Origin of the sequence: Fusobacterium ulcerans ATCC 49185 (assembly GCF_900683735.1) — a bacterium.
Classification (GTDB): Bacteria; Fusobacteriota; Fusobacteriia; order Fusobacteriales; family Fusobacteriaceae; genus Fusobacterium_A; species Fusobacterium_A ulcerans_A.
On the sequence record NZ_LR215979.1, the window covers coordinates 3,363,084 to 3,385,153 of the forward strand.

Annotated in this window: 21 protein-coding genes and 1 rRNA gene; 19 read left to right on the forward strand and 3 right to left on the reverse strand. The window is 31.4% G+C overall.

Translation table 11 applies throughout. The features are described from left to right. Window positions 1-17 precede the first annotated feature (17 nt). From rrf to E0E45_RS17745, 15 genes are all read left to right on the forward strand, one after another. Window positions 18-134, forward strand: a 5S ribosomal RNA gene (gene rrf, locus E0E45_RS15065). A 140-nt stretch (window positions 135-274) separates the two neighbouring features. Next, window positions 275-823, forward strand: coding sequence for a D-glycero-beta-D-manno-heptose 1,7-bisphosphate 7-phosphatase (gmhB, locus tag E0E45_RS15070; protein ID WP_130891920.1), 549 nt, complete (start codon window positions 275-277; stop codon window positions 821-823). Between the two features lie 72 nt (window positions 824-895). After that, window positions 896-2,182 (forward strand): UDP-N-acetylmuramoyl-tripeptide--D-alanyl-D-alanine ligase, encoded by a 1,287-nt coding sequence (locus E0E45_RS15075; RefSeq protein WP_130891921.1) that lies wholly within the window; start codon window positions 896-898, stop codon window positions 2,180-2,182. Window positions 2,183-2,235: 53 nt separating this feature from the next. Beyond that, the gene (mraY, locus tag E0E45_RS15080) at window positions 2,236-3,324 is read left to right on the forward strand and encodes a phospho-N-acetylmuramoyl-pentapeptide-transferase (protein ID WP_130891922.1); all 1,089 of its coding nucleotides are present in this window, start codon (window positions 2,236-2,238) and stop codon (window positions 3,322-3,324) included. Between the two features lie 69 nt (window positions 3,325-3,393). Continuing rightward, window positions 3,394-4,701, forward strand: coding sequence for a UDP-N-acetylmuramoyl-L-alanine--D-glutamate ligase (murD, locus tag E0E45_RS15085; RefSeq protein WP_130891923.1), 1,308 nt, complete (start codon window positions 3,394-3,396; stop codon window positions 4,699-4,701). Further along, window positions 4,698-5,774, forward strand: a complete 1,077-nt coding sequence (gene murG, locus E0E45_RS15090; RefSeq protein WP_130891924.1) for an undecaprenyldiphospho-muramoylpentapeptide beta-N-acetylglucosaminyltransferase — start codon at window positions 4,698-4,700, stop codon at window positions 5,772-5,774. Before murD ends, murG begins: the two co-directional genes overlap by 4 nt. A 4-nt stretch (window positions 5,775-5,778) precedes the next feature. Beyond that, entirely contained in the window at window positions 5,779-7,134 is a 1,356-nt protein-coding gene (gene murC / locus E0E45_RS15095) for a UDP-N-acetylmuramate--L-alanine ligase (protein ID WP_130891925.1), read from the forward strand. Further along, the gene (murB, locus tag E0E45_RS15100) at window positions 7,134-7,985 is read left to right on the forward strand and encodes a UDP-N-acetylmuramate dehydrogenase (RefSeq protein WP_130891926.1); all 852 of its coding nucleotides are present in this window, start codon (window positions 7,134-7,136) and stop codon (window positions 7,983-7,985) included. The genes murC and murB overlap by 1 nt, the downstream gene beginning before the upstream one ends. 11 nt (window positions 7,986-7,996) lie before the next feature. Then, complete coding sequence (locus E0E45_RS15105) at window positions 7,997-8,863, forward strand: D-alanine--D-alanine ligase (RefSeq protein ID WP_130891927.1); 867 nt, start codon at window positions 7,997-7,999, stop codon at window positions 8,861-8,863. 27 nt (window positions 8,864-8,890) lie between these two features. Further along, window positions 8,891-9,586, forward strand: coding sequence for a cell division protein FtsQ/DivIB (locus E0E45_RS15110; RefSeq protein ID WP_130891928.1), 696 nt, complete (start codon window positions 8,891-8,893; stop codon window positions 9,584-9,586). Further along, a complete protein-coding gene (gene ftsA / locus E0E45_RS15115; RefSeq protein WP_130891929.1) occupies window positions 9,576-10,877 on the forward strand; it encodes a cell division protein FtsA in 1,302 nt (433 codons plus the stop codon). Before E0E45_RS15110 ends, ftsA begins: the two co-directional genes overlap by 11 nt. A 30-nt stretch (window positions 10,878-10,907) precedes the next feature. Then, window positions 10,908-11,981, forward strand: a complete 1,074-nt coding sequence (ftsZ, locus tag E0E45_RS15120; RefSeq protein ID WP_005982369.1) for a cell division protein FtsZ — start codon at window positions 10,908-10,910, stop codon at window positions 11,979-11,981. Window positions 11,982-12,083: 102 nt separating this feature from the next. Further along, window positions 12,084-12,368: a 30S ribosomal protein S6 gene (rpsF, locus tag E0E45_RS15125; RefSeq protein WP_005950251.1), complete on the forward strand. Its 285-nt coding sequence runs from the start codon at window positions 12,084-12,086 to the stop codon at window positions 12,366-12,368. A 41-nt stretch (window positions 12,369-12,409) separates the two neighbouring features. After that, window positions 12,410-12,628 (forward strand): 30S ribosomal protein S18, encoded by a 219-nt coding sequence (rpsR, locus tag E0E45_RS15130; RefSeq protein WP_130891930.1) that lies wholly within the window; start codon window positions 12,410-12,412, stop codon window positions 12,626-12,628. Between the two features lie 158 nt (window positions 12,629-12,786). Then, on the forward strand, window positions 12,787-12,960 hold the full coding sequence (locus E0E45_RS17745) for a hypothetical protein (RefSeq protein ID WP_172604207.1): 174 nt from the start codon (window positions 12,787-12,789) through the stop codon (window positions 12,958-12,960). 42 nt (window positions 12,961-13,002) lie between these two features. Here the strand turns inward: E0E45_RS17745 and E0E45_RS15135 are convergent, their stop codons facing one another. Beyond that, entirely contained in the window at window positions 13,003-14,394 is a 1,392-nt protein-coding gene (locus E0E45_RS15135) for a sigma-54 interaction domain-containing protein (RefSeq protein ID WP_130891931.1), read from the reverse strand. 211 nt (window positions 14,395-14,605) lie between these two features. Between E0E45_RS15135 and E0E45_RS15140 the strand changes: the two genes are divergently transcribed. Next, complete coding sequence (locus E0E45_RS15140; protein WP_130891932.1) at window positions 14,606-16,216, forward strand: amidohydrolase; 1,611 nt, start codon at window positions 14,606-14,608, stop codon at window positions 16,214-16,216. Window positions 16,217-16,252: 36 nt separating this feature from the next. Continuing rightward, window positions 16,253-17,548 (forward strand): branched-chain amino acid transport system II carrier protein, encoded by a 1,296-nt coding sequence (locus E0E45_RS15145; RefSeq protein ID WP_130891933.1) that lies wholly within the window; start codon window positions 16,253-16,255, stop codon window positions 17,546-17,548. A gap of 60 nt (window positions 17,549-17,608) precedes the next feature. Here E0E45_RS15145 and E0E45_RS15150 read toward each other — a convergent pair whose 3' ends face one another. Together E0E45_RS15150 and rpmB are read right to left on the reverse strand one after the other, a co-directional pair. Continuing rightward, window positions 17,609-18,469, reverse strand: a complete 861-nt coding sequence (locus tag E0E45_RS15150) for an AraC family transcriptional regulator (protein ID WP_130891934.1) — start codon at window positions 18,467-18,469, stop codon at window positions 17,609-17,611. Window positions 18,470-18,626: 157 nt separating this feature from the next. After that, a complete protein-coding gene (gene rpmB / locus E0E45_RS15155; RefSeq protein WP_130891935.1) occupies window positions 18,627-18,884 on the reverse strand; it encodes a 50S ribosomal protein L28 in 258 nt (85 codons plus the stop codon). Window positions 18,885-19,050: 166 nt separating this feature from the next. Between rpmB and E0E45_RS15160 the strand changes: the two genes are divergently transcribed. Beyond that, window positions 19,051-21,387: an endonuclease MutS2 gene (locus tag E0E45_RS15160; protein ID WP_130891936.1), complete on the forward strand. Its 2,337-nt coding sequence runs from the start codon at window positions 19,051-19,053 to the stop codon at window positions 21,385-21,387. Continuing rightward, window positions 21,363-22,064 (forward strand): 2-C-methyl-D-erythritol 4-phosphate cytidylyltransferase, encoded by a 702-nt coding sequence (ispD, locus tag E0E45_RS15165; RefSeq protein ID WP_130891937.1) that lies wholly within the window; start codon window positions 21,363-21,365, stop codon window positions 22,062-22,064. Before E0E45_RS15160 ends, ispD begins: the two co-directional genes overlap by 25 nt. The last annotated feature ends 6 nt before the right edge of the window (window positions 22,065-22,070 follow it).

Below are 22,070 nucleotides of genomic sequence, written 5' to 3' on the forward strand. Positions count from 1 at the left end.
AAAAAATAAAGACACAGCTTGGTAAGAATAGCTGCGGGGGTACACCTGGTCCCATTCCGAACCCAGAAGTTAAGCCCGTAAACGCTGAAAGTACTTGGAGGGAAGCCTCCTGGGAGGATAGGAACTTGCCAAGCTTTTTTTTATTTTTTGAAAAAAATTATGTACAAAAAATAAAATATAATGTATCATTTTAAGTGGTTGTTTTTTACTGAAAGAGAGAATAAGACATTCAGAAAATATACCCGAAACTATAAAGAAATGAAGGATGTTATAAATGAAAAAAGCAATTTTACTGGATAGAGATGGAACTATAAATGTAGAAAAAGACTATCTTCATAAGATAGAAGATTTTGAATTTGAGAAAAATGTGGTAGAAGCCTTAAAAATATTTTCATCTTTAGGGTATACAATGGCAGTTGTAACTAACCAGTCTGGAATAGCAAGAGGATACTATACAGAGGATGATCTTCAGAAATTAAATGAATATATAAAAAAAGAGCTGGAAAAATATGGAGTAATAATAGAAAAATTCTATTACTGTCCACATCATCCAGAAAAGGGTGTTGGAAAATATAAAACTGATTGTTTGTGCAGAAAACCAAATACTGGTATGCTAGATGCTGCAATAAAAGAATTTAATATAGATACAGCAGTTTCTTTTATGGTAGGAGATACTCTTGCTGATATAGATGCTGGACAAAAAGCTGGTCTTACTCCTGTCTTGGTAAAAACAGGACATGGAATGGAAACCTTGGAAAAAATTGGAGATAGAAAAATAGATATTTATAACTCTCTTTATGATTTTGCATTAAGCTTGAAATAATTATTAAAATTCTTGTGTACAAAAGTTTTTAATGATAAAATAAAGGTATTTAAAAGGAAAAGGAATGATAAAATGAAAATACTTTTCAATATTCTAGATGAAATATTTGGAATAAAGAGGTTAGTTGAAAAAAATGAGATAGGGCATACAAATATGGACAGTAGAAAAGTTCAAAAAGGTGACCTGTTTTTTGCTATAAATAATGGCAACAGCTATATAGATGATGTACTTGAAAAAGGTGCAGCTTTAGTAATAGCTGATAATTACAATGGGAATGATAAAAGAGTAATTAAAGTAGGAAATACTATAAAATGTATGCAGGAGTTAGCTGAGAAATATAGAAAAGCTCTAGATATAAAAATTATTGCTATAACAGGAAGCAATGGGAAAACAACTACAAAGGATATAATATATTCTGTACTGTCACAAAAATACGTGACAGCTAAAACTATGGGAAATCTCAATAACCATATAGGAGTTCCATTTACAATTCTACAGTTAGATGAAAAATGTGAAGTAGCAGTTCTTGAATTAGGTATGAGTAACTTTGGAGAGATAGATTTGTTATCCAGTATAGTTAAACCTGATATAGGGGTTATAACTAATATAGGAGACTCTCATCTAGAATTTCTGAAAACCAGAGAAAATGTTTTCAAAGCAAAAACTGAATTAGTGAATTATGTTTCCGATGGAAATCTTATCGTATTTGGAGATGATCCATTTCTAAGAAATCTTAATGGTATAAAAGTAGGATATGGGGATAATAATAATTATCAAATTAAAAATTTTACTGATAGTGATAAAGGATTATCTTTTGAGCTGGAACAGGAAAAATATAGTATAGTTTTAAATGGAAAACATAATTGCGTAAATGCAGCTATGGCTGTAGTTATAGGGAAAAAAATGGAAGTATCTTATAAAGAAATAGAAAAAGGATTGAAAAATCTTGAACTTACGCCAATGAGATTTCAAAAGATAGAGAAAGAAAATATTATTTATATAAATGATGCATATAATGCCAGTCCTATATCAGTAAGCTTCTCACTTGAAACTTTTGATAAGTTGTACAATGATACTTTAAAAATAGTAGTTTTAGGAGATATGCTGGAACTTGGAGAAAAAGAGATAGAGTATCATAAAGATATTATAGAAAAAGCTTTGACTGTCAATTCAGATAAGATATATTTATATGGAGAGAGAATGAAAAAAGCTTTAGAAATAGTAAAAAGCAACAAAGAAAAAGTAATTCATTTTACAAATAAAGAAGATATAAAAAAACTTCTTGAAAAAGAACAGAAAAAAACTGCTGTTCTTTTAAAAGGATCTCGTGGAATGAAGCTTGAAGAGATAATAAGATAATTTTAGATAAATAAAAAAAACAGAAAAAATATTGTGAGGAGATTAATAATAGAATGTTATATATAATAGGGGAGTACTTTGAGAGTTTTGCTTTCTTAAAGTCTATGTATTTGAGAGGATTCATAAGTTTTACACTTTCTTTTGTTTTAGTTTTGATCTTAGGAAAACCATTCATAAACTATCTTAAAGCTAAAAAATTTGGCGAAAAAATCAGAGATGATGGACCTGCTACGCATCTTTCAAAAAAGGGAACCCCTACAATGGGTGGAGTTCTTATCGTTGTGGTAATGTTGGTAACAAATCTGCTTGTATCAGATATTTCTAATATATTTATAGATGTGCTTCTTGTTGCAATGATGGGATTTGCCTCTATAGGATTTATTGATGATTATAAAAAATTTACTGTAAATAAAAAGGGACTTTCTGGAAAGAAAAAGCTTTTAGGACAGGCTCTCATAGCTATTTTAGTATGGCTTTTTGTGAGTCAGATAGGATTGACAGGAGACAGAGCATTTGATCTTTCAATAATAAATCCCTTGATTTCTGGAAGTATGTTCTACATAGGAAGCATAGGTATGTTGATTTTCATTCTTATAATTCTTATGGGAACATCAAATGCAGTAAATATAACTGATGGATTAGATGGGCTGGCTATAATGCCAATGATAATATGTTCTACTATCCTTGGAGCAATCTCTTATTTCACAGGAAACGTAAATATGAGTGAGCACTTGAAACTTTTTTATATACCAGGTTCTGGAGAAATGTCTGTATTTCTTGCAACTATTTGTGGATCAGGGCTTGGTTTTTTGTGGTATAACTTCTATCCAGCTCAGATATTTATGGGGGATACAGGTTCACTTACTTTAGGTGGAGTACTGGGAGTAGTTGCTATTCTTTTGAAGCAGGAACTTATTCTTCCAATAATTGGTGGAGTATTTGTAATGGAAGCTCTTTCAGTTATACTTCAGGTGGGATCTTTTAAGCTGAGAGGAAAAAGGATATTTAAGATGGCACCTATTCATCATCACTTTGAACTCAGTGGTTTGGCTGAAACAAAGGTTACAATGAGATTCTGGATAACTACATTGATATTTGGAATGGTAGCACTTGGAATAATAAGATTAAGAGGAATTCTCTAATAAAAGAACCACGGAAACCCCGTGGTTTTCCGTCTATATTGGAAACATAAAAAAAGGAAGGGATATTTTATGAAAAAAGCAATGGTCTTCGGAATTGGTGTAAGTGGTCTTGGTGCTGAACATTTATTGAAAAATATGGGGTATGAAGTAATACTTGTTGATGATAAAAAAGGGATATCTTCTAATGAAGGTATGGAATATTTAGATGAAATTGAAATTTTTGTTAAAAGTCCAGGAGTACCATATAACGAGCTTGTGATGAAAGTTAAAGAAAAAAAAATAAAATTAATAGATGAAATTGAATTAAGTTATGAATATATGTTACAATATGAAATAAAAAGTAAAATAATTGCGGTAACAGGAACAAATGGAAAAACTACTACTACTTCTAAAATTACAGAACTCCTTCAATATGCTGGCTATAAAGCTGAATATGCTGGAAATATAGGAGTTTCATATGCAGAACTGCTTTTAAAGCATAAAGATCTGGATTATATTGTTTTGGAGTTAAGTTCGTACCAACTTGAAAATCTTCTTGATTTTAAACCATGGATAACTATGGTAATAAACCTTACTCCTGACCATCTTTCTAGATATAAGGGTATAGATGATTACTACAGAACAAAATTCAATATTGGTAAAAATCAAACTCAAGAAGATTATTTTATCTTTAATCTTGATTCAAAAGAAGTAGTGGAAAGAGAAGCACTTATATCTGGGAAAAAGATAAAAATATCTCAAAATACTAGTGAAGGATGTGATTTCTGGGTAGAAAATGGAAAACTCTATGGAAAAGATGGAGAGATATTAGAATGCTCTAAACTTTCGCTAAAGGGAAAACATAATCTTGAAAATGTACTCTTTATTACAGCAGCGGCTGAAATAATAGGAATATCAAATGAGAAAATAAGAGAGTTTTTGTATAACACAGAAACTATTGAACATAGGATGGAAGACTTTTTTAATTATGGAAAAGTAAAATTTATAAATGATTCTAAAGGGACAAATATTGATTCAACAAAATTTGCAGTGGAGGCTTTTGACCAGTGTATCCTTATTTGTGGTGGATTTGATAAGAAACTTGACTGGACTCCTCTTGCAGACCTGATAAAGATTCATGCAAAAGAAACTTATCTCATAGGGGATACTGCTGATGAAATTAACAGGATACTTTTAGAAAAAGGCTATGATAGAAGCAGAATATTTCTTCTTAGAGATTTAAAAAGCTGCCTGTTAAATATGAAGGAGAGATTTAATCCAAAAGAACATCAAGTGGTACTGCTTTCCCCAGCAACTTCCAGCTTTGATCAGTTCAAAAGTTATGAACACAGAGGGGAAGTATTCAAGGAATTAGTAAGAGAAATTTTTGGTAGGTGAGAAATTTGAAAAAAATTATTTTAACGACTGGAGGAACAGGAGGGCATATTTATCCTGCTCTGGCTGTAGCTGAAGGTCTTAAATTAAAAAATATAGATGTCCTTTTTGTAGGAACCAGTATCAGAATGGAAAAGGATATAGTTCCTGAAGCAGGATTTAGATTTATTGGTCTAGATATAAAACCTCCTAAAAATATAAAAAGTATACTTAAATATATAAAAGGGGTATGGCAAGGAATAAAAATAGTTGCAAAGGAAAAGCCTGATGCAATAATAGGATTTGGAAACTATATTTCTGTTCCAGTTATAATTGGAGGGATACTTCTAAGAAAAAAAGTTTATCTTCAGGAGCAGAATGCTAATTTAGGATGGACAAATAAAGTATTATATAAATTTGCAGAAAAAACATTTCTTGCATTTGATAAAACATATGATGATATTCCTTTGAAATACCAGAAAAGATTTGATGTAACTGGGAATCCTTTAAGAGAAGAAATCAATTATGTAAATGAAAATGAGGAAAGAGAGAGATTAAAACTGGAAGAGGATGAGAAAGTTATCCTTATAACAGGAGGAAGTCTAGGTGCAAAAGATATAAATGATGCAGTAATAAAAAACTGGGACAAGTTCCTTGAAGATAAAAAATTGAGAGTTTACTGGGCAACTGGAGAGAATAACTTTGAAGACATCAGTAAAAGAATAGTAAAAACGAAGATGTCTGATACAGTAAAACCATATTTTAATAATATGATAAATATTATGGCTGCTGCTGACTTAATAATATGTCGTGCAGGAGCTTTGACGATTTCTGAAATAATAGAACTAGAGAAACCATCAATTATTATTCCATATAATTCTTTAAAAGTTGGACAATATGACAATGCAAAGATATTAGAAGAAAATAATTCTGCACTTGTATACACTAATACAGAGGCAGATACTGCAATTGAAAAGGCTCTTGAGTTAATAAAGAATGAGGAAGCATTGAAGTCAATGAGAGTAAGGATAAGATCATTGAAAAAATCCAACGCTGTGGAAAAGATTATAAATGATTTAGATATTTGGAGGAATTAGGTTGATGAAAAAAATTTATTTTATTGGTATAAACGGTATAGGAATGAGCGGTCTTGCTAAAATAATGAAAACAAAAGGTTATGAAGTAAATGGGGCTGACTTAAATAGAGGATATGTGACAGAAGAATTGGAAAATATGGGTATAACTGTATATAATACTCATGAGGGAGAACATATAAAAGGATGTGATATGGTAATTGCTTCAAGTGCCATAAAATATGATAATCCTGAATATAAATATGCAGTGGATAATGGAATAAAAATAGTAAAAAGAGGAGAGCTTTTAGCTATGCTTCTAAATGATGAAACTGGAATAGCAGTGGCAGGAACACATGGTAAGACTACTACAAGTTCTATGATGTCTTCTGTTATGCTTGATTTAGATCCAACTATTGTAGTAGGAGGAATACTTCCTGAAATAGGGTCAAATGCCAAGCCGGGAAAATCAGAATACTTTGTAGCTGAAGCTGATGAAAGTGACAATTCTTTTCTATATATGAATCCATCATATGCAGTGATAACTAATATAGAGGAAGACCATCTGGATACTCATGGATGTCTTGAAAATATAAATAAATCTTTTTCTCAATTTATTGATCAGACTAAGAATGAAGCAGTGGTATGTATAGACTGCGAAAACCTAAAAAAATTAGTTGAAGGAAAAGAAAAAGAAAAGATAGTAACATACAGTATAAAAGATAAAGATGCAGATATATTTGCTTATGATATTTGTATTGAAAATGGAAAAACAAGCTATAATGTAGCGATAAGAGGAGAGGATACTGGAAGATATACTATATCTATTCCAGGACATCACAATATCCTTAACTCTCTGCCAGTTATTTACTATGCTAAAAAATTTGGAGTAAATGAGGAATTTTTGAAAAAAGCTTTGGAAAACTTTAAAGGATCAAAAAGAAGATATGATATTCTTTATTGTAATGAAGATAAAGGAATAAAAATAATAGATGACTATGCACATCATCCAACTGAGATTAAAGCAACACTTCAAGGAGCAAAATCTATTGAGCATGAAAAACTTACTATAATATTTCAACCTCATCGTTACAGCAGAGTTAAATTTCTTCTTCAAAGTTTCAAAGATGCATTTGATGGAGCTGAAGAGGTATTTCTTCTTCCAATATACAGTGCTGGGGAAAAAGATGAATTTGGAGTAACTGTAGAAGATCTTGGAAATATATTAAAAAATAAAAAAGTAATAATTGAAAAAAACAGTGAAAAAATAGATGAAAGAGTATTAAACTGTCAAGGACATGAAGTATTTATGTTTATGGGAGCAGGAGATATCTCTAAAGTAGCTCACAGGATAGCTGATAAATTAGAAGGGAAAAACAGATAATGAAGATACTTGAAAATCATGAAATGAAGCTGCACTCTAATATGAAAGTAGGGGGAACAGCAAAAAAATTTATAACTGTAGAAGATAAAAATGAACTTAAAGAGATATTTGAAAAAAATAGTAATATTTTTCTCATTGGAAATGGAACTAATACTCTGATAGATGAGGGAAATTTAGATATGACTTTTGTTTCTCTGAAAGAGTTTGATAGTATAAGAGAACTGGAAAGAGGTCTGATAGAAGTAGAAGCTGGGCTGGATTTCAATAAGCTTATTGCTTATATGAACAAAAATAACTACAGCGGGCTGGAAAATCTTGCTGGAATACCTGGAAGTGTAGGGGGACTTGTCTACATGAATGGGGGAGCTTATGGAAGTGAAATCTTTGACTGTATAAGTGAAGTTGAAATATTTGATGAAAATCATGAAATAAGAAGAATAAAAAAAGAGGATTTAGATTTTTCTTATAGAAGAACTGAGATACAAAGTAAAAAATGGATAATAATAAGTGCTGTATTTAAGTTCAAAGATGGATTTAATCTCCAAAAAGTTGTAGAAATACAAGCTTTGAGAGAGAGTAAACAGCCTTTGGATCTCCCTAATCTTGGAAGTACTTTCAAAAATCCAGCTGGGGACTTCTCAGCAAGGCTTATATCAGAGGCTGGATTGAAAGGGACTGTTATAGGTGGAGCTCAGATATCAGAAAAACACCCTAATTTCATAGTCAATAAAGGAACTGCTACATTCAAAGATATTTCTGAAATACTGAAGCTGGTAAAGAAGACTATAAGCGAAAAATATGGAATAAACCTTGAAGAAGAAATAATAATAATTAAAAATTCGGATAAATAGGGGGAATAATTTTGAAGATAGCAGTATTTATGGGAGGAATATCTTCTGAAAGAGAAGTATCTCTCAACAGTGGAAAAGCAATTTTAGAAAGCCTTTTAAAACAAGGCTATGATGCATATGGAATCGATGTTACAAAAGAAAATCTTGTTTCAGCTTTTATTGAAAATGAATATGATTTTGCATATCTTGCATTTCATGGAGGATTTGGAGAAGATGGAAGAGTACAGGGACTTCTTGATATGCTTGGAAAACCATATACTGGATCAGGAGCAGAGGCAAGCGGAATAGCTATGGATAAAGTTATTACTAAAAAACTTGCTGAAAGTGCAGGAGTAAGAACTGCAAAGAATTATGATAAGGTATCTGATATAGATTCATATCCTGTTGTAATCAAACCTGCTCTAGAAGGTTCAAGTGTAGGAATATTCTTCTGCCATAACAGAGAAGAAGCTGAAAAAGCAGCAGCAGAACTTGCTGGGAAAAAAATAGTTATAGAAGAAATGATAACTGGGGATGAACTTACTGTTGGAGTTATCAATGGAGAGGGAATTGGAGTACTTAGAATAATTCCTAAAAATGAATTTTATGACTATGAATCAAAATATGCTGAAGGGGGATCAGTACATGAATACCCTGCTAAAATAGATAAAAAAGCATATGATGAGGCTCTTGAAAATGCTGTAAAGGTACATAATGTGCTTGGACTTGCAGGAATATCAAGAAGTGATTTTATTCTTAAAGATGATAAAGTATATTTCCTTGAAGTAAATACACTTCCTGGAATGACAAAAACAAGTCTTATTCCAGATCTGGCAACTTTAAAAGGATATACATATGATGATGTTGTAAAAATAATGGTAGAAACATTTAAAAGATAGATCAAATCTAAAAGTGAGGAGATTTTTTTGAAATTTATAATAAGACTTTTCACAATATTAGGAATAAGCTTTTTAGTTTTCTCTATTCCTTCTCAATTTTTAAAGCTGGATTTCTTTAAGATAAAGAAGGTTAATATAAAAGGTGAGCCAAAATTATTATTAAGGGAATTGACAGAACTAGGGAAAACAACATATAATAAGAACATATGGGATTTAGATTTTAAGAGCATAGAAGATATATTGAAAAAGGATGTCAGAGTAAAAAATGCCAGTGTAGAAAATAATGCATTGGGAGAACTCACTATAATTGTAGAGGAAAAAGAGCTATTTTACTACGCCCAGATCAAGGATAAAATATATTTAGTGGATTCAGAAGGAGTAGTCTTTGGGACTTTTAATGAAAAAGAAAAGAAGGATATTCCCCTTATTTCAGTAAATGAAAAAGAGGATATAAAGAGCCTGCTAAATGTTTTAGTTTTGATGGATGACTACATATTAAAAGAATTAGTGTCTCAAATCTACATAAAAGATAAAAATTGCATTGAAATAATCCTTGTAGATGGTACAATAATAAAAACCAATGAAGAGATAAAAAGAGAAAAATATAAGGTTGTAGAAACTTTATATTCGGAACTTATCAAAAGCAAAAAAGTAGAATATATAGATTTGAGATTCAATGACTTTATAGTAAAAAGTTTGGGGGATAAAAGCGATGACAGATAATAGAGATAGTATAATAAAAACAGCAGTAGATATAGGAAATATGAAAATAAAAGCTGTCACTGGAGAATTATCTGCTGACGGTGAACACCTGAGGATATTAGGATATGTGGAAGTTCCAAGCCGTGGTATGAAAAAATCAGTCGTGGAAAATCCAGAGGAGCTTAGTCACTGTCTAGCTTATGCACTGGGACAGCTGAGAGAGCAGACTAGTATTCCTATTGAAAAAGTATCCATAGGTATAGGTGGAGAAGCTATTAAATCAAGAACTACCAATGTGAGATATTCTTTTGATGAAAAAGAAATCGGAGAGAAAGAGGTAGATACACTGATCAGAATGGCTGAACATGAGCTTCTTACAGGCAAAGAAAGAGTATTAAAAAGAGAAATATATAATATTAGAGTAAATAATTCAGGGATAATCAAAAACCCAATAGGAGTAACTGGAAAAGAGATGCAGGGAGATGTCCATCTGATATATATAGATGAAGCAGAAGCTGAGAAATTGGTGGAAGTAGTAAATAGAGTGGGATTGGAAGCAGAAAATGTTCTTTTAAATGCTTATGCCTCTGCTAAAGCTTCTCTTGATGATGAAGATAGGAGAATGGGAGTTGCTCTGATTGATATTGGGGAAGGCTCAACAGATATAATCCTATTTAAGAACGATAAACTTATCTATTCAAAATCACTTCCATTAGGTGGAATGCACTATGTCAATGACATAAGTTATCTATTCCAGATATCTAAACAGGAAGCTTTTGAAATTTTATCAAAACTGAAAGATAAAGATATACACGAAGAACATATATTCTGTGGTGATACTAAAAAGGTATCAGTAGCAGATATAAAAAATATAATAGATGCAAGAACAGAAGACATAATCAGCTTTATTACTCAAACTATTGAGGAATCTGGATTTAACGGATACCTTGGAAAAGGTTTGGTTTTAACAGGAGGAGCTATTGTTATTGATGGCCTTCTTGAAAAAATAAATAAAAAAACAGGATATGTTGTGAGAAAGGTGCTTCCTCATGCTTTTCGAGGTTTGGAGGATGTAGATGCCAGTATGGCTACAGTTATAGGAATCTTCAGTGAAATAATGGAAGAAGAGTATAACAGAATGCAGTCAGGTTTTTATTCGCAGCAGAATGAATCTGAAGATCCTTCAAGAGTTACAGCAGAAGAGTCTGAAGAGGACGACTTGGATAAATTACTAGAAAATGATAAAAATAACAGCAAAAAGAAAAGTGGAACACTCAGCAGTATAAAAAACTGGTTTTCTAATTTTATTTAAATTCGGAAGGAAATGATAAAAGGGGGTATTATGTTGATAGATCAAGATTTAGTTAAGATAAAGGTATTAGGAGCTGGAGGAGCTGGAGGAAATGCGATCAATGATATGATCGAATCTGGAGTAGGAGGAGTAGAATATATTGCTGCCAACACAGATGCTCAAGATTTAAATAAATCTCTGGCTGACATAAGAATTCAACTTGGAGAAAAATTAACAAGAGGACTTGGAGCTGGAGCTGATCCTGAAATAGGGAGACAGGCAGCAGAAGAGGATGTAGAAAAAATCAAAAATCTTTTAGAAGAAACAGATATGCTTTTCATAACAGCAGGAATGGGAGGAGGAACTGGAACAGGAGCTGCTCCAGTAATTGCTAAGGTAGCAAAAGAACTTGGAGTATTGACTGTAGCAGTTGTAACAAGACCATTCTCTTTTGAAGGGAAGAAAAGAAAAAATAATGCTGATATAGGTGTTGAGAACCTTAAAAAAGCTGTAGATGCTTTAGTAATAATACCAAATGACAAACTTTTTGAATTACCTGATAAAACAATAACTTTGCAAAATGCATTCAAAGAAGCAAATAATATCCTGAAAATAGGTATCAGAGGTGTTGCAGACCTTATGATTGGTAATGGACTTATTAATCTGGATTTTGCTGATATCAAAGCAACAATGATGAATTCTGGTGTGGCTGTCCTTGGATTTGGAGAGGGAGAAGGGGAAAACAGAGCTGTAAAAGCTACTGAAAAAGCATTGCTATCTCCATTACTTGAAAAATCTATACTTGGAGCAAGCAAAATACTTATTAATATAACTGGTGCACCTGATATAACTCTTATGGAAGCTCAGACAATTTCTGATATGATTAGAGATGCAGCTGGAAAAACTGCTGATGATGTTATGTTCGGGCTTGTTATTGATCCAGAAGTTGGGGATAGAGTACAAGTTACTATTATAGCTAACAACTTTGTAAATGAACAGGAGAAAAGCGAGCCATTTATCAATGTAGATGCTAAGAAACCTGTAACAGTTGTTACTCCAGAAGAAGCAGATGTAAAAAGATCTGAACTTGATCTTCCACCTTGGATAAGAAGTTCTAAAAAATAATAAATAAATACTTGAAAAAATCATTGGAAAATGGTATAGTATTTATTGCCCTGCTCAAAATCAATGTGTTTTGGGCTAAAACCATAGGGAGGAGGTTAAGAAATGAAAAAATATGAAATCATGTACATCATCAACCCAACAATTTTAGAAGAAGGTAGAGATGCAGTAGTTGAAAAAGTAACAGGAATTTTAACTGCAGCTGGAGCTACAGTAGCTAAAAGTGAAAAATGGGGAGAAAGAAAATTAGCTTATCCTATTGATAAGAAAAAAACTGGATTCTATGTACTAGCAACTTTTGATATTGATGGAACTCAATTATCAGCAGTTGAAGGAAAGCTTAACATTACTGAAGAAGTAATGAGATATATCATCGTTAAGCAAGACTAATTATTTTAGAATGTAGTTAAAATCAAGAGGAGGTTATAAAAATGGCAGAATTCAGAAGAAGAAGAGCTAAATTAAGAGTTAAAGCTGAAGAAATTGATTATAAAAATGTAGACCTTTTAAAAAGATTTGTATCTGATAAAGGAAAAATCAATCCTTCTAGAGTAACTGGAGCTAATGCTAAGTTACAAAGAAGAATAGCTAAAGCTATAAAAAGAGCTAGAAACATTGCTTTGATTCCTTATACAAGAGTTGAAAAATAGTTTCTTACAGGTTGGACGTTAAAGTTCAGCCTTTTTTCTTTTTTTGATAATTGTCATAAATACTAATATAAATTCATTTTAAAAGTAATTATCAAAAAAATATTATAGACTTTTGGTACTAACATATAAAATGTTTTAGTAGTGTATAGTGGGAACAAATGCATAAATTTCTGATAATAGCAGCAATAGAATTGCTTCTAGCATTTTCATCTTTTAGCTATAACAGTAATGTACATTCCTGTAATTGCTGGGGCATTTTTTCTAGGATCTTTTATACAGTAAAAATAGAGGAAGAGATGGATATGCCTTCTGGAAAGAATAATAATATATAAAATTAGGACCAGTTGAGATAATCAACTGGCCCTTTTGAATTTTTAGTAATTAATATCTTTTTTTAAATCATATTTTTTAATTTTATGATTAAGAAGCTGTCGAGAAATTTTAAGAGTATCTGCCAATTCTGAAAATGAGCAAGTGTTTTTAGAAGCTGTGATTATATAATTTTTTTCAAAATTTTCAAGAGCAGTATTTAAAGATTCATTTTTATAAGTACTATTAGGTACAGGACTGCTGCAATGGTTTAATTTATTATCAGCTGTTAAAATATAATCAGGAATGTCACATAATTCTATGATATCAGATGAGGCAAAGTTGAAAGCTGTTTCAATTACATTTTTTAATTCTCTCACATTTCCAGGCCATGTATAATCACCAAAGATATTCAAAACATTTTTTGAAATACCAGATATAGACATATTCATTTTTTTATTGTAAAGGTTGATAAAAAAATGGGATAGTTTTTCTATATCTTTTTTTCTTTCAGCTAGTGCAGGAGTTTTTAACTGAACACTTGATAATCTGTAAAAGAGATCAGGGCGAATTCTTTTTTCAGCAAGACAGACTTCAGGAACTTCATTGATTGCTGCTATTATACGAACATCTACTTCTTTAGTTTCGATTCCTCCTATCCTTGTTATTTTTTTGTCTTCTATTATTCTTAAAAGTTTTGCCTGCATATTGAGGTTCATAGAGTTGATTTCATCTAAAAAAATTGTTCCCCCATCTGCCATCTCAAAAATTCCAGGTCTATTTATAGCATCAGTATAACTCCCTTTTGTAGTTCCAAATAAAATACTCTCCAAAAGGTTATCAGGGATAGCTGCACAGTTTTGTGAAATAAATATTTTGTTTTTCCTGTCACTGTTGCTATGAATAGACTGAGCTACCATTTCTTTTCCTGTTCCTGTTTCTCCATATATAAATACATTTGAATTAGTTCTGGAAACTTTGGATATCTTATTTTTTAAGGCTGTAATTTCTTCAGAAGTTCCTATTATATCATCAATAGTATAGAGTTCATTGGAACATGGAGCTAATATATTTGAATGGTTGGTAAAGTTATTTTTTTTAAAGTTGCTTACAAACCTTACTGTATTTACAGCTCCTATGACTTTATCATCTGCAATGATAGGGATTGTACTGTCAACTATAGGTTCTTTTTTTCCATTGCTGTAAATAATAACCTGAGTATTATTCAGAGAAGTTTCTCTATATTTTACTGCTTTGTAGAAAGTAGAAGATTCCTCAGTAATATTTGCAAAAATATCAAGAGGTGTTTTTCCAATAGCTGCTTTTACATCAACACTTCCAAGTCCAGAAGCAGAAAAATATTTACAGTACCTTATAATCAGGTTTTCGTCTACAACCATTATTCCATCAAAGGAATTATCTATCATTTTTATTAAATCAATATAGTTCTCAATCATTTTAATCCCTCCCTTTGAATTACTTTAACATATTTGTAATAGTAATGTAAAATATTTTTTACAAAAGAGTAAAAAAATTTACAGTTTCTTAAATGAATAGAAATGTATTTGAGTATAAAAATTATATATTTTAGAGAAAAGTGGAGCTAATAAAATATTGGCATAAAAATTGCTTTTAATTAAAACAATGAAATTTAAGGAGGGGAATAAAATGACTTTAGACACGTTACTGTATAATGGAGAGTTTCATTCAATGGATGAGGCTAATTCTATTTATGAGGCAATTGGAATAAAGGATGGAAAAATATCTTTTCTTGGAAAAGATAAAGAGAGTGAGAATTTGAAAGCAAAAGAAAAAATAGATATGAAAGGAAAATTAGTTTTTCCTGGATTTGTAGATACACATCTTCATGCTTTGGATTATGCAGAAACAAAAAAATTTGTAAAATTAAATGGGTCAGAATCAGTAGAGGAAGTTATCAAAAGAGGCAAAGAGCATTATAAGAAAAATGGATTGAGTCAAGGATGGTTAATTGGATGGGGTTGGAATCAATCAGAATTTAAAGATGGAAATGATTTTATTTATAAAAAGGACTTGGATAAAATATCTACAGATTATCCTATAATTTTATTGAGAGTTTGTGCTCATGTTGCTGTAGTAAATTCAAAGGCTATGGAAATGATAATGAAAAATAAAATTTCAGAAGAAGCTATGGAGTATATAGATATAGAAAAAGGTACCTTGAGAGAATCTTCAATAACAGTATATAGAAAGACTTTAGAAAAACCTACTATTGAATATATTAAAGAGATGATTCTTCTGGCACAGGAAGATTTTCTGAAAGAGGGGATAACACAGGTACATAGTGCTGACTATTTTTCAGCAGTTCCAGAGGAGGATTGGGAAAAGGTAATAACAGCATATACAGAGCTTGAAAAAGAAGGAAAATTGAAAGTAAGAACCTATGAACAGAATATGTTTTTTGTTTATGAAAATTTTGAAGAATTTATAAATAAAGGATACAGAACAGGGCAAGGTGGGGAATACTTTAAAATTGGACCTTTAAAAGTTATATCAGATGGATCTCTTGGAGCAAGAACAGCCTATATGAATGAACCATATACTGATGATTCAAGTACTTGTGGAATACAGATTTTAGATGAAGATCAATTAAGAAAATTTTTTAGAAAAGCTAAAGAAAATAATATGCAGGTAGCAGTACATGGAATAGGAGATGGAGCTATTGAAATAGCAGCAGATATTTTAAATGAAGTAAATAAAGATAATCTTTCAAATCCTATGAGAAATGGAATAGTACATGCTCAAATTACAAATAAAAGAATTCTTAATAAAATGGTAAAAGGGAATATAACTGCTTATATACAGCCAGTTTTTATAGATACAGATATGGAAATAGCAGAAGAAAGGCTGGGAAAAGAAAGAACAGATTCATCATATGCATGGAAAACAATGCTAGATGAGGGATTACATATTTCAGGGGGATCAGATGCACCAGTGGTGAGTTTTAATATTCTGGAAAATATATATTTTGCAGTGACAAGTAAGAATATAAAAGGGTTGCCAGAGGGAGGGTGGATGCCATCTCAAAGATTGAGTATAGATGAGGCTGTAAGATTATTTACAATAAATGCTGCTTACCAGTCTTTTGAAGAAAATATCAAGGGAACATTGGAGATTGGAAAATATGCAGATATAACAGGATTAGAAAAAAATATTTACAATATTCCAAAGGATGAAATAAAAGATGTAAAAATCTCTTTTACAATGGTTAATGGAGAAATTGTATATAAAAAAGACTAAATCATAAAATAAATAAAAAGAGGAGAGGGAAATTTTATGGATAGTAAAGTGATTAAGAAAGGAATTATTGTTGGATTTGCTCTTTTTTCAACTTTTTTTGGAGCAGGGAATTTAATATTTCCTCCTGGAATAGGAGTAGCAAGCGGGACGGAATGGATATCAGGAGCTTTGGGATTATTTTGTTCAGGGATATTACTTCCAGTAATTGCTGTAATTGCAGTGAATAACTCTGGAGGAAATGTTAAAAATCTTTTAAATCCTATTGCACCTTGGTTTTATAACTTCTTTTATCTTATAATGGTATTGATGCTTGCAATGACTTCAACTATGCCGAAATTAGCGGCTACAACACATGAAATGGGAATTCGTGCTTTAACAGATAAAGTTCCAATGCCAGTTACAATATTGATTTTTTTTGTAATTATATTCTTTATAGCAAAAGATGCTAAATCTGTGGTAGATAAAATTGGGAAATATCTGACACCAGCACTTTTGATTGCATTATTAGTAATAGTGGCAGCAGCAGTTATCAAACCAATAGGAACACCTATTCCTACAGGAATAGAAAAACCATTTGTTGATGCCCTTATAACAGGATATAATACTGGAGATCTTACTCTTGGATTGATGTGTGCAGCTCTGTTCTTTAATGCTCTAAGAGATGGAGAGATAAAGAAAAGTCAGATAAATATGGGAATATATATTACAGCCCTTGTAGCCATTATAGGACTGACAATTATCTATATAGGATTGCTGTATCTGGGAGCAACAGGTGATGAATATATTAATTCAAATATGTCTATGGCAACAATGCTTATAGTTCTTGTAGAACAACTGCTTGGAAAAGCAGGATCAGGAGTTCTGGCAGTTATTGTTATGCTTGCATGCTTGACAACAGGAGTAGGGATAGCTGCTATTGCAGGAGAATTTGTAGAAGAATTTACAAAAGGGAGAATAAAATATTCAACATGGCTGATAGTTGTATGTATAGTTGGAGGAGTTTTAGGAATTCTTGGAGTTAACAGAATAGTAGGATATGCTTCATTTATGTTTGCAGTAATCTATCCAATATGTATAGTGATAACTTTCCTTGGATTGATAAAGAAATTTCTTCCAAATGATGGACCATTTAAAGGTGGAGTTTTAATGGCTTTTCTCTTTAGCTTAATGGAAACTCTAGTAAATGGTGGATTGAATATTTCTATATTCAGAATTATTTTAAGTAAGATGCCTTTGTCTGAATATGGATTTTCATGGCTTGTGCCAGCAATAATAGGAATGATAATAGGAGCATTTATAGGGAAAAGAAAAGTTTCAGATGTAATTGAATAATGATATAAGATAAAAAAAGGGGCTGTTTTAAATTTACAACAGTCCCTTTTTAATATATATTTATTTTCTCTCAACAGGGATCCATAGTTCACAGAATATATTTTCATTATTTTCATAATAATATTCTAAGTCAGCTTGGGCAGTCATTTTATAAGGAGAGGCTGGTAGAAATTCACTGAATATTCTTTCCCACATATTAGCGATACATTGTCCATCACTGCCAATACATTTAAAAATGGCCCACATAGATGGTTCTACAGTCCATATTTCAAAATTTTCTATAGGATTGAGAATATCATCATTTTTTATCCCAATTCCATATTTAAAACTGTCAGATTCTTTAGATGTAGGAAGGCATAAGCCATATATTCCTCCATCAACTGAACTTTTCTTCAGTGTTTCTATAGTTCCATTTTTAAAAGATTCAGTCCAGAAATCAGAAATTTCTCGATTCTCCTTTTCGTTTATTATCTCATTCAGAAAGCTTTTAGATGCAGTTAAAAATTTCATAGAACCTTTTTCTTCAATTTTGTAATCCATAATTTTACCCCCTTCAACTTTTACTTTAATAGAAAAACGAGAGAATTTTTTCAGAGATGTTCCAGATTTTTTAGCTTCACTTGGGTTAAATCCATGAAAGCGGCTAAAAGCTTTTGAAAAACTTTCTGGAGTTTCATAACCATATTTAAATGCAATATCAATGATTTTAGCATTAGACATAGAAAGTTCTTCACCAGCCATTGATAATCTTCTTTTACGAATATATTCATTTGCTGTCATTCCTGCAAGGAGAGCAAAGGTTCTGTGAAAATGAAAATTAGAAAAACCAATTTGTTCTGCCACATCATTGTAATCAATAGCTTCAAGAATATTATCTTCTATATAGTCAATAGCATTCTGTATATAAAATATCCAATCCATAACATCTCTCCTCTCAAATAAAGTATAACCTAAAAGTAAAATAAAGTCCTGTTCAGCATTGCTGTTATTTGTCAGGGTAAAAAAAGATATAAAAAAAAGACATGCTTTTGTTAAGCTGTCTTTTTTTATTAAAGGTATCCCATTGTTAAGATTAAGACTATTTGCTTAAGAATTTAGCAAGCCTAGCACTTAAAGTAGAAGCGTTAGCTTTTAGCATATTCATTACTTCAACTTCACTGGCACCTCTTAAAGTTTTTAAAGTTCTTGAACAAACTTTAACTTTAACTGGAGATCCGTTTACAACGATAGTAGTAACTTGTAAGTTTGGTTTCCATACTCTTCTAGTAAGTCTATGAGAGTGAGAAATTTGGTTACCACTAATAATTCCAGTTCCTGTAATTTCACATCTTTGCATCTTTGTCACCTCTTTCCTGATTGCAATTGAACACACAATTGCAAATAATTGTATCATTAAATAAAGAAAATATCAAGTTTTTTTTAAATTTCTTCAACTTTCTTTAAGAAAAATAGAGATTTGTGATATAATAAAATGAACGTAAATATATAACAAGGTGGTAGAAATGAATAGACATAGTTATACAGTTTTGGAATTTGACAAGCTAAGAGAAGAAATTTCAAATTATAGTGCTATAGAAGAGAACCATTACAAAATATTGGGGCTTGAACCTTTCAAAGACTTCAGCTCTTTAAATAGAGAGCTTGATGTATTGAGAGATTTCACAGATTTTTTGAAATTTGATGGTGGACTGGAAACTGCTGGAATGAAAGATATATGTAAGATGACAAAGAAATCACAGCTGATTGGAACATATCTGGATGTGGAAGATTTGTGGGATATCAATCATAACCTAAGACTTTTCAGAGTATTTAAAAACAGATTGGATGATTTGAACAAATATAAAGATTTAAGAGATAAATTTAATGATGTACCTATTTTGAGAGGGATAGAAGATACTATTAACAAGGCTATTGATAATAACAAAGAGATAAAAGACGATGCATCTCTTGATTTAAGAGATATCAGAATACATAAAAAGACTCTTGCTATGAATATCAAGAGAAAGTTTGATGAACTTTTTAATGAACCTCAGTTTGCTAAAGTATTTCAGGAAAAGATAATCACTGAAAGAGATGGAAGAAGTGTAGTTCCTGTAAAGGCAGATTTTAAAGGACAGCTAAAAGGTATTGAACATGACAGATCATCAAGTGGGCAGACAGTATTTATTGAGCCATTATCAATAGTTGCTCTAAATAATAAAAATAGAGAACTGGAAATAAAGGAAAGAGAAGAAATAAGAAAAATACTTCTTAGAATAACTGATTATATAAGAAACAGCAAAGATGATATAGATAGAGTTGGGGAAGCAGTTATCACACTGGATATACTTAATGCCAGAGCTATGTATGGGATAGAAAAAAAATGTGTAGTTCCTAATATCAATAATAGAGAGATATTGACACTGGTAGATGCAAGACATCCATTTATACCAGCTTCATCAGTTGTTCCTCTTACATTTGAAATAGGAAAAGATTATAATACTCTTCTTATAACAGGTCCAAATACAGGAGGAAAAACAGTTGCATTGAAAACAGCTGGTCTTCTAACACTAATGGCATTGAGTGGAATACCTATTCCAGCTCATGAGCATTCAAGCATTGGATTTTTCACAGGGGTTTATGCTGATATAGGGGATGAGCAAAGTATTGAACAATCACTATCTTCATTCTCAGCTCACTTAAAAAATGTTCAGGAGATACTTGAAAATGTAACAAGAGCTTCTCTTGTATTATTAGATGAATTAGGATCAGGAACAGACCCTGCTGAAGGGTCAGCTTTTGCTATGGCAGTTATAGATTATCTGAAAGATAAAAAATGCAAATCAATAATAACTACTCACTACAGTGAAGTAAAAGCTCATGGTTATAATGAAGAAGGAATAGAAACAGCATCAATGGAATTTAATGTAGAAACTCTTTCACCTACTTATAGACTATTAATAGGAATACCTGGGGAAAGTAATGCTCTTACTATTGCCAGAAGACTTGGAGTATCTGAAGAGGTAATCAACAAAGCTAAGAGTTACATAAGCGATGATAATAAAAAAATAGAAAAAATGATAAGCAATATTAAGGATAAAGCAGATGAACTTGATATAATGAAAAGACAGGTAGAGTTTTTGAAAGAAGCTGCTCAAAGAGATAAAGAAGCTTTTGAAGAAAAACTTAGAGTTTTGGAAAAAGAAAAGAATGATATATTGAAAGAAGCTTATGAAAAAGCAGATAGAATGATGAAAGAAATGCAGTCTAAAGCAGCAGCTCTGGTTGAGAAGATACAAAAAGAAGATAATAAGAAAGAAGATATTAAGAATGTTCAGAAAAGTTTGAATATGCTTAGATCGGCTCTGCAGGATGATAAGACTAAAACTGTTGCAGAGAAACCAAAAGTTGCAAGAAAAGTTGATTTCAAAGTGGGAGAAAGAGTGTTTGTCAATAGTCTTAACCAATTCGCAAATGTATTAAAGATAAATCTTTCTAAAGAAACAGTACAGGTACAAGCAGGAATATTAAAACTGGAAGTATCTTTAGATGATGTAAAAGTAGTAGAAGAGAAAAAACAGAAAGTATATAATTCATTCTCTCATAAGAAAACCGCTGTAAGAAGCGAAATAGATCTAAGAGGAAAAATGGTAGATGAAGCAGTGTATGAACTGGAAACTTATCTGGACAGAGCTGTTATGAATTCATATAATGAAGTTTATGTGATACATGGAAAAGGTACTGGAGCGCTGAGAGAAGGAATACTTAATTACCTAAAAAAATGTCCTTATGTAAAAGAATACAGAATAGGAGGACATGGAGAGGGAGGATTAGGATGTACAGTAGTGACTCTGAAATAAAAAAGAAGAAAATAACATTGATATTGGCAGCAGCTGGAATAGGAAAAAGGATGGGACTGGATTATCCAAAACAATTCTTTGAACATAATGGAAAACCTTTATTTATATTCCCATTGGAAACAGCAGAAAAATCTTCTTTGATAGATGAAATAATTATTGTAACTAATGAAAATAATATTGACTTAGTGGAAAAACAATGTAATAAATATAATATAAAAAAAGTTAAAAAAGTTCTTGCAGGTGGAAGAGAGAGGCAAGACTCTATTTATAATGCCTTGAAAGAAGATGAAGGAAGCACTTACATACTGGTACAAGATGGAGTGAGACCTTTTATGAAAGAAAAATATATAAAAATGACCTGCGAAGCACTGGATAATGATAAAACTCTTGCTGGAGCAGTGATAGGAGTACCTGTAAAGGACACTATAAAAGTAGTGGGAATAGATGGCGAAATACTTACTACGCCAAGCAGAGCAGGACTTATAGCTGTTCATACTCCTCAAACATTCAGAGGAGATATACTAAAAGAAGCATATAAAAAAGCAGAAATTGAAAAAATTCTTGGGACAGACGATTCTTTCCTTGTAGAGAGAGTAGGAGAAAAAGTAAAAGTAATCACAGGAGATTATGATAATATAAAGATAACTACATTAGAAGATTTGTTATCTCTTAAATAGGGGGAA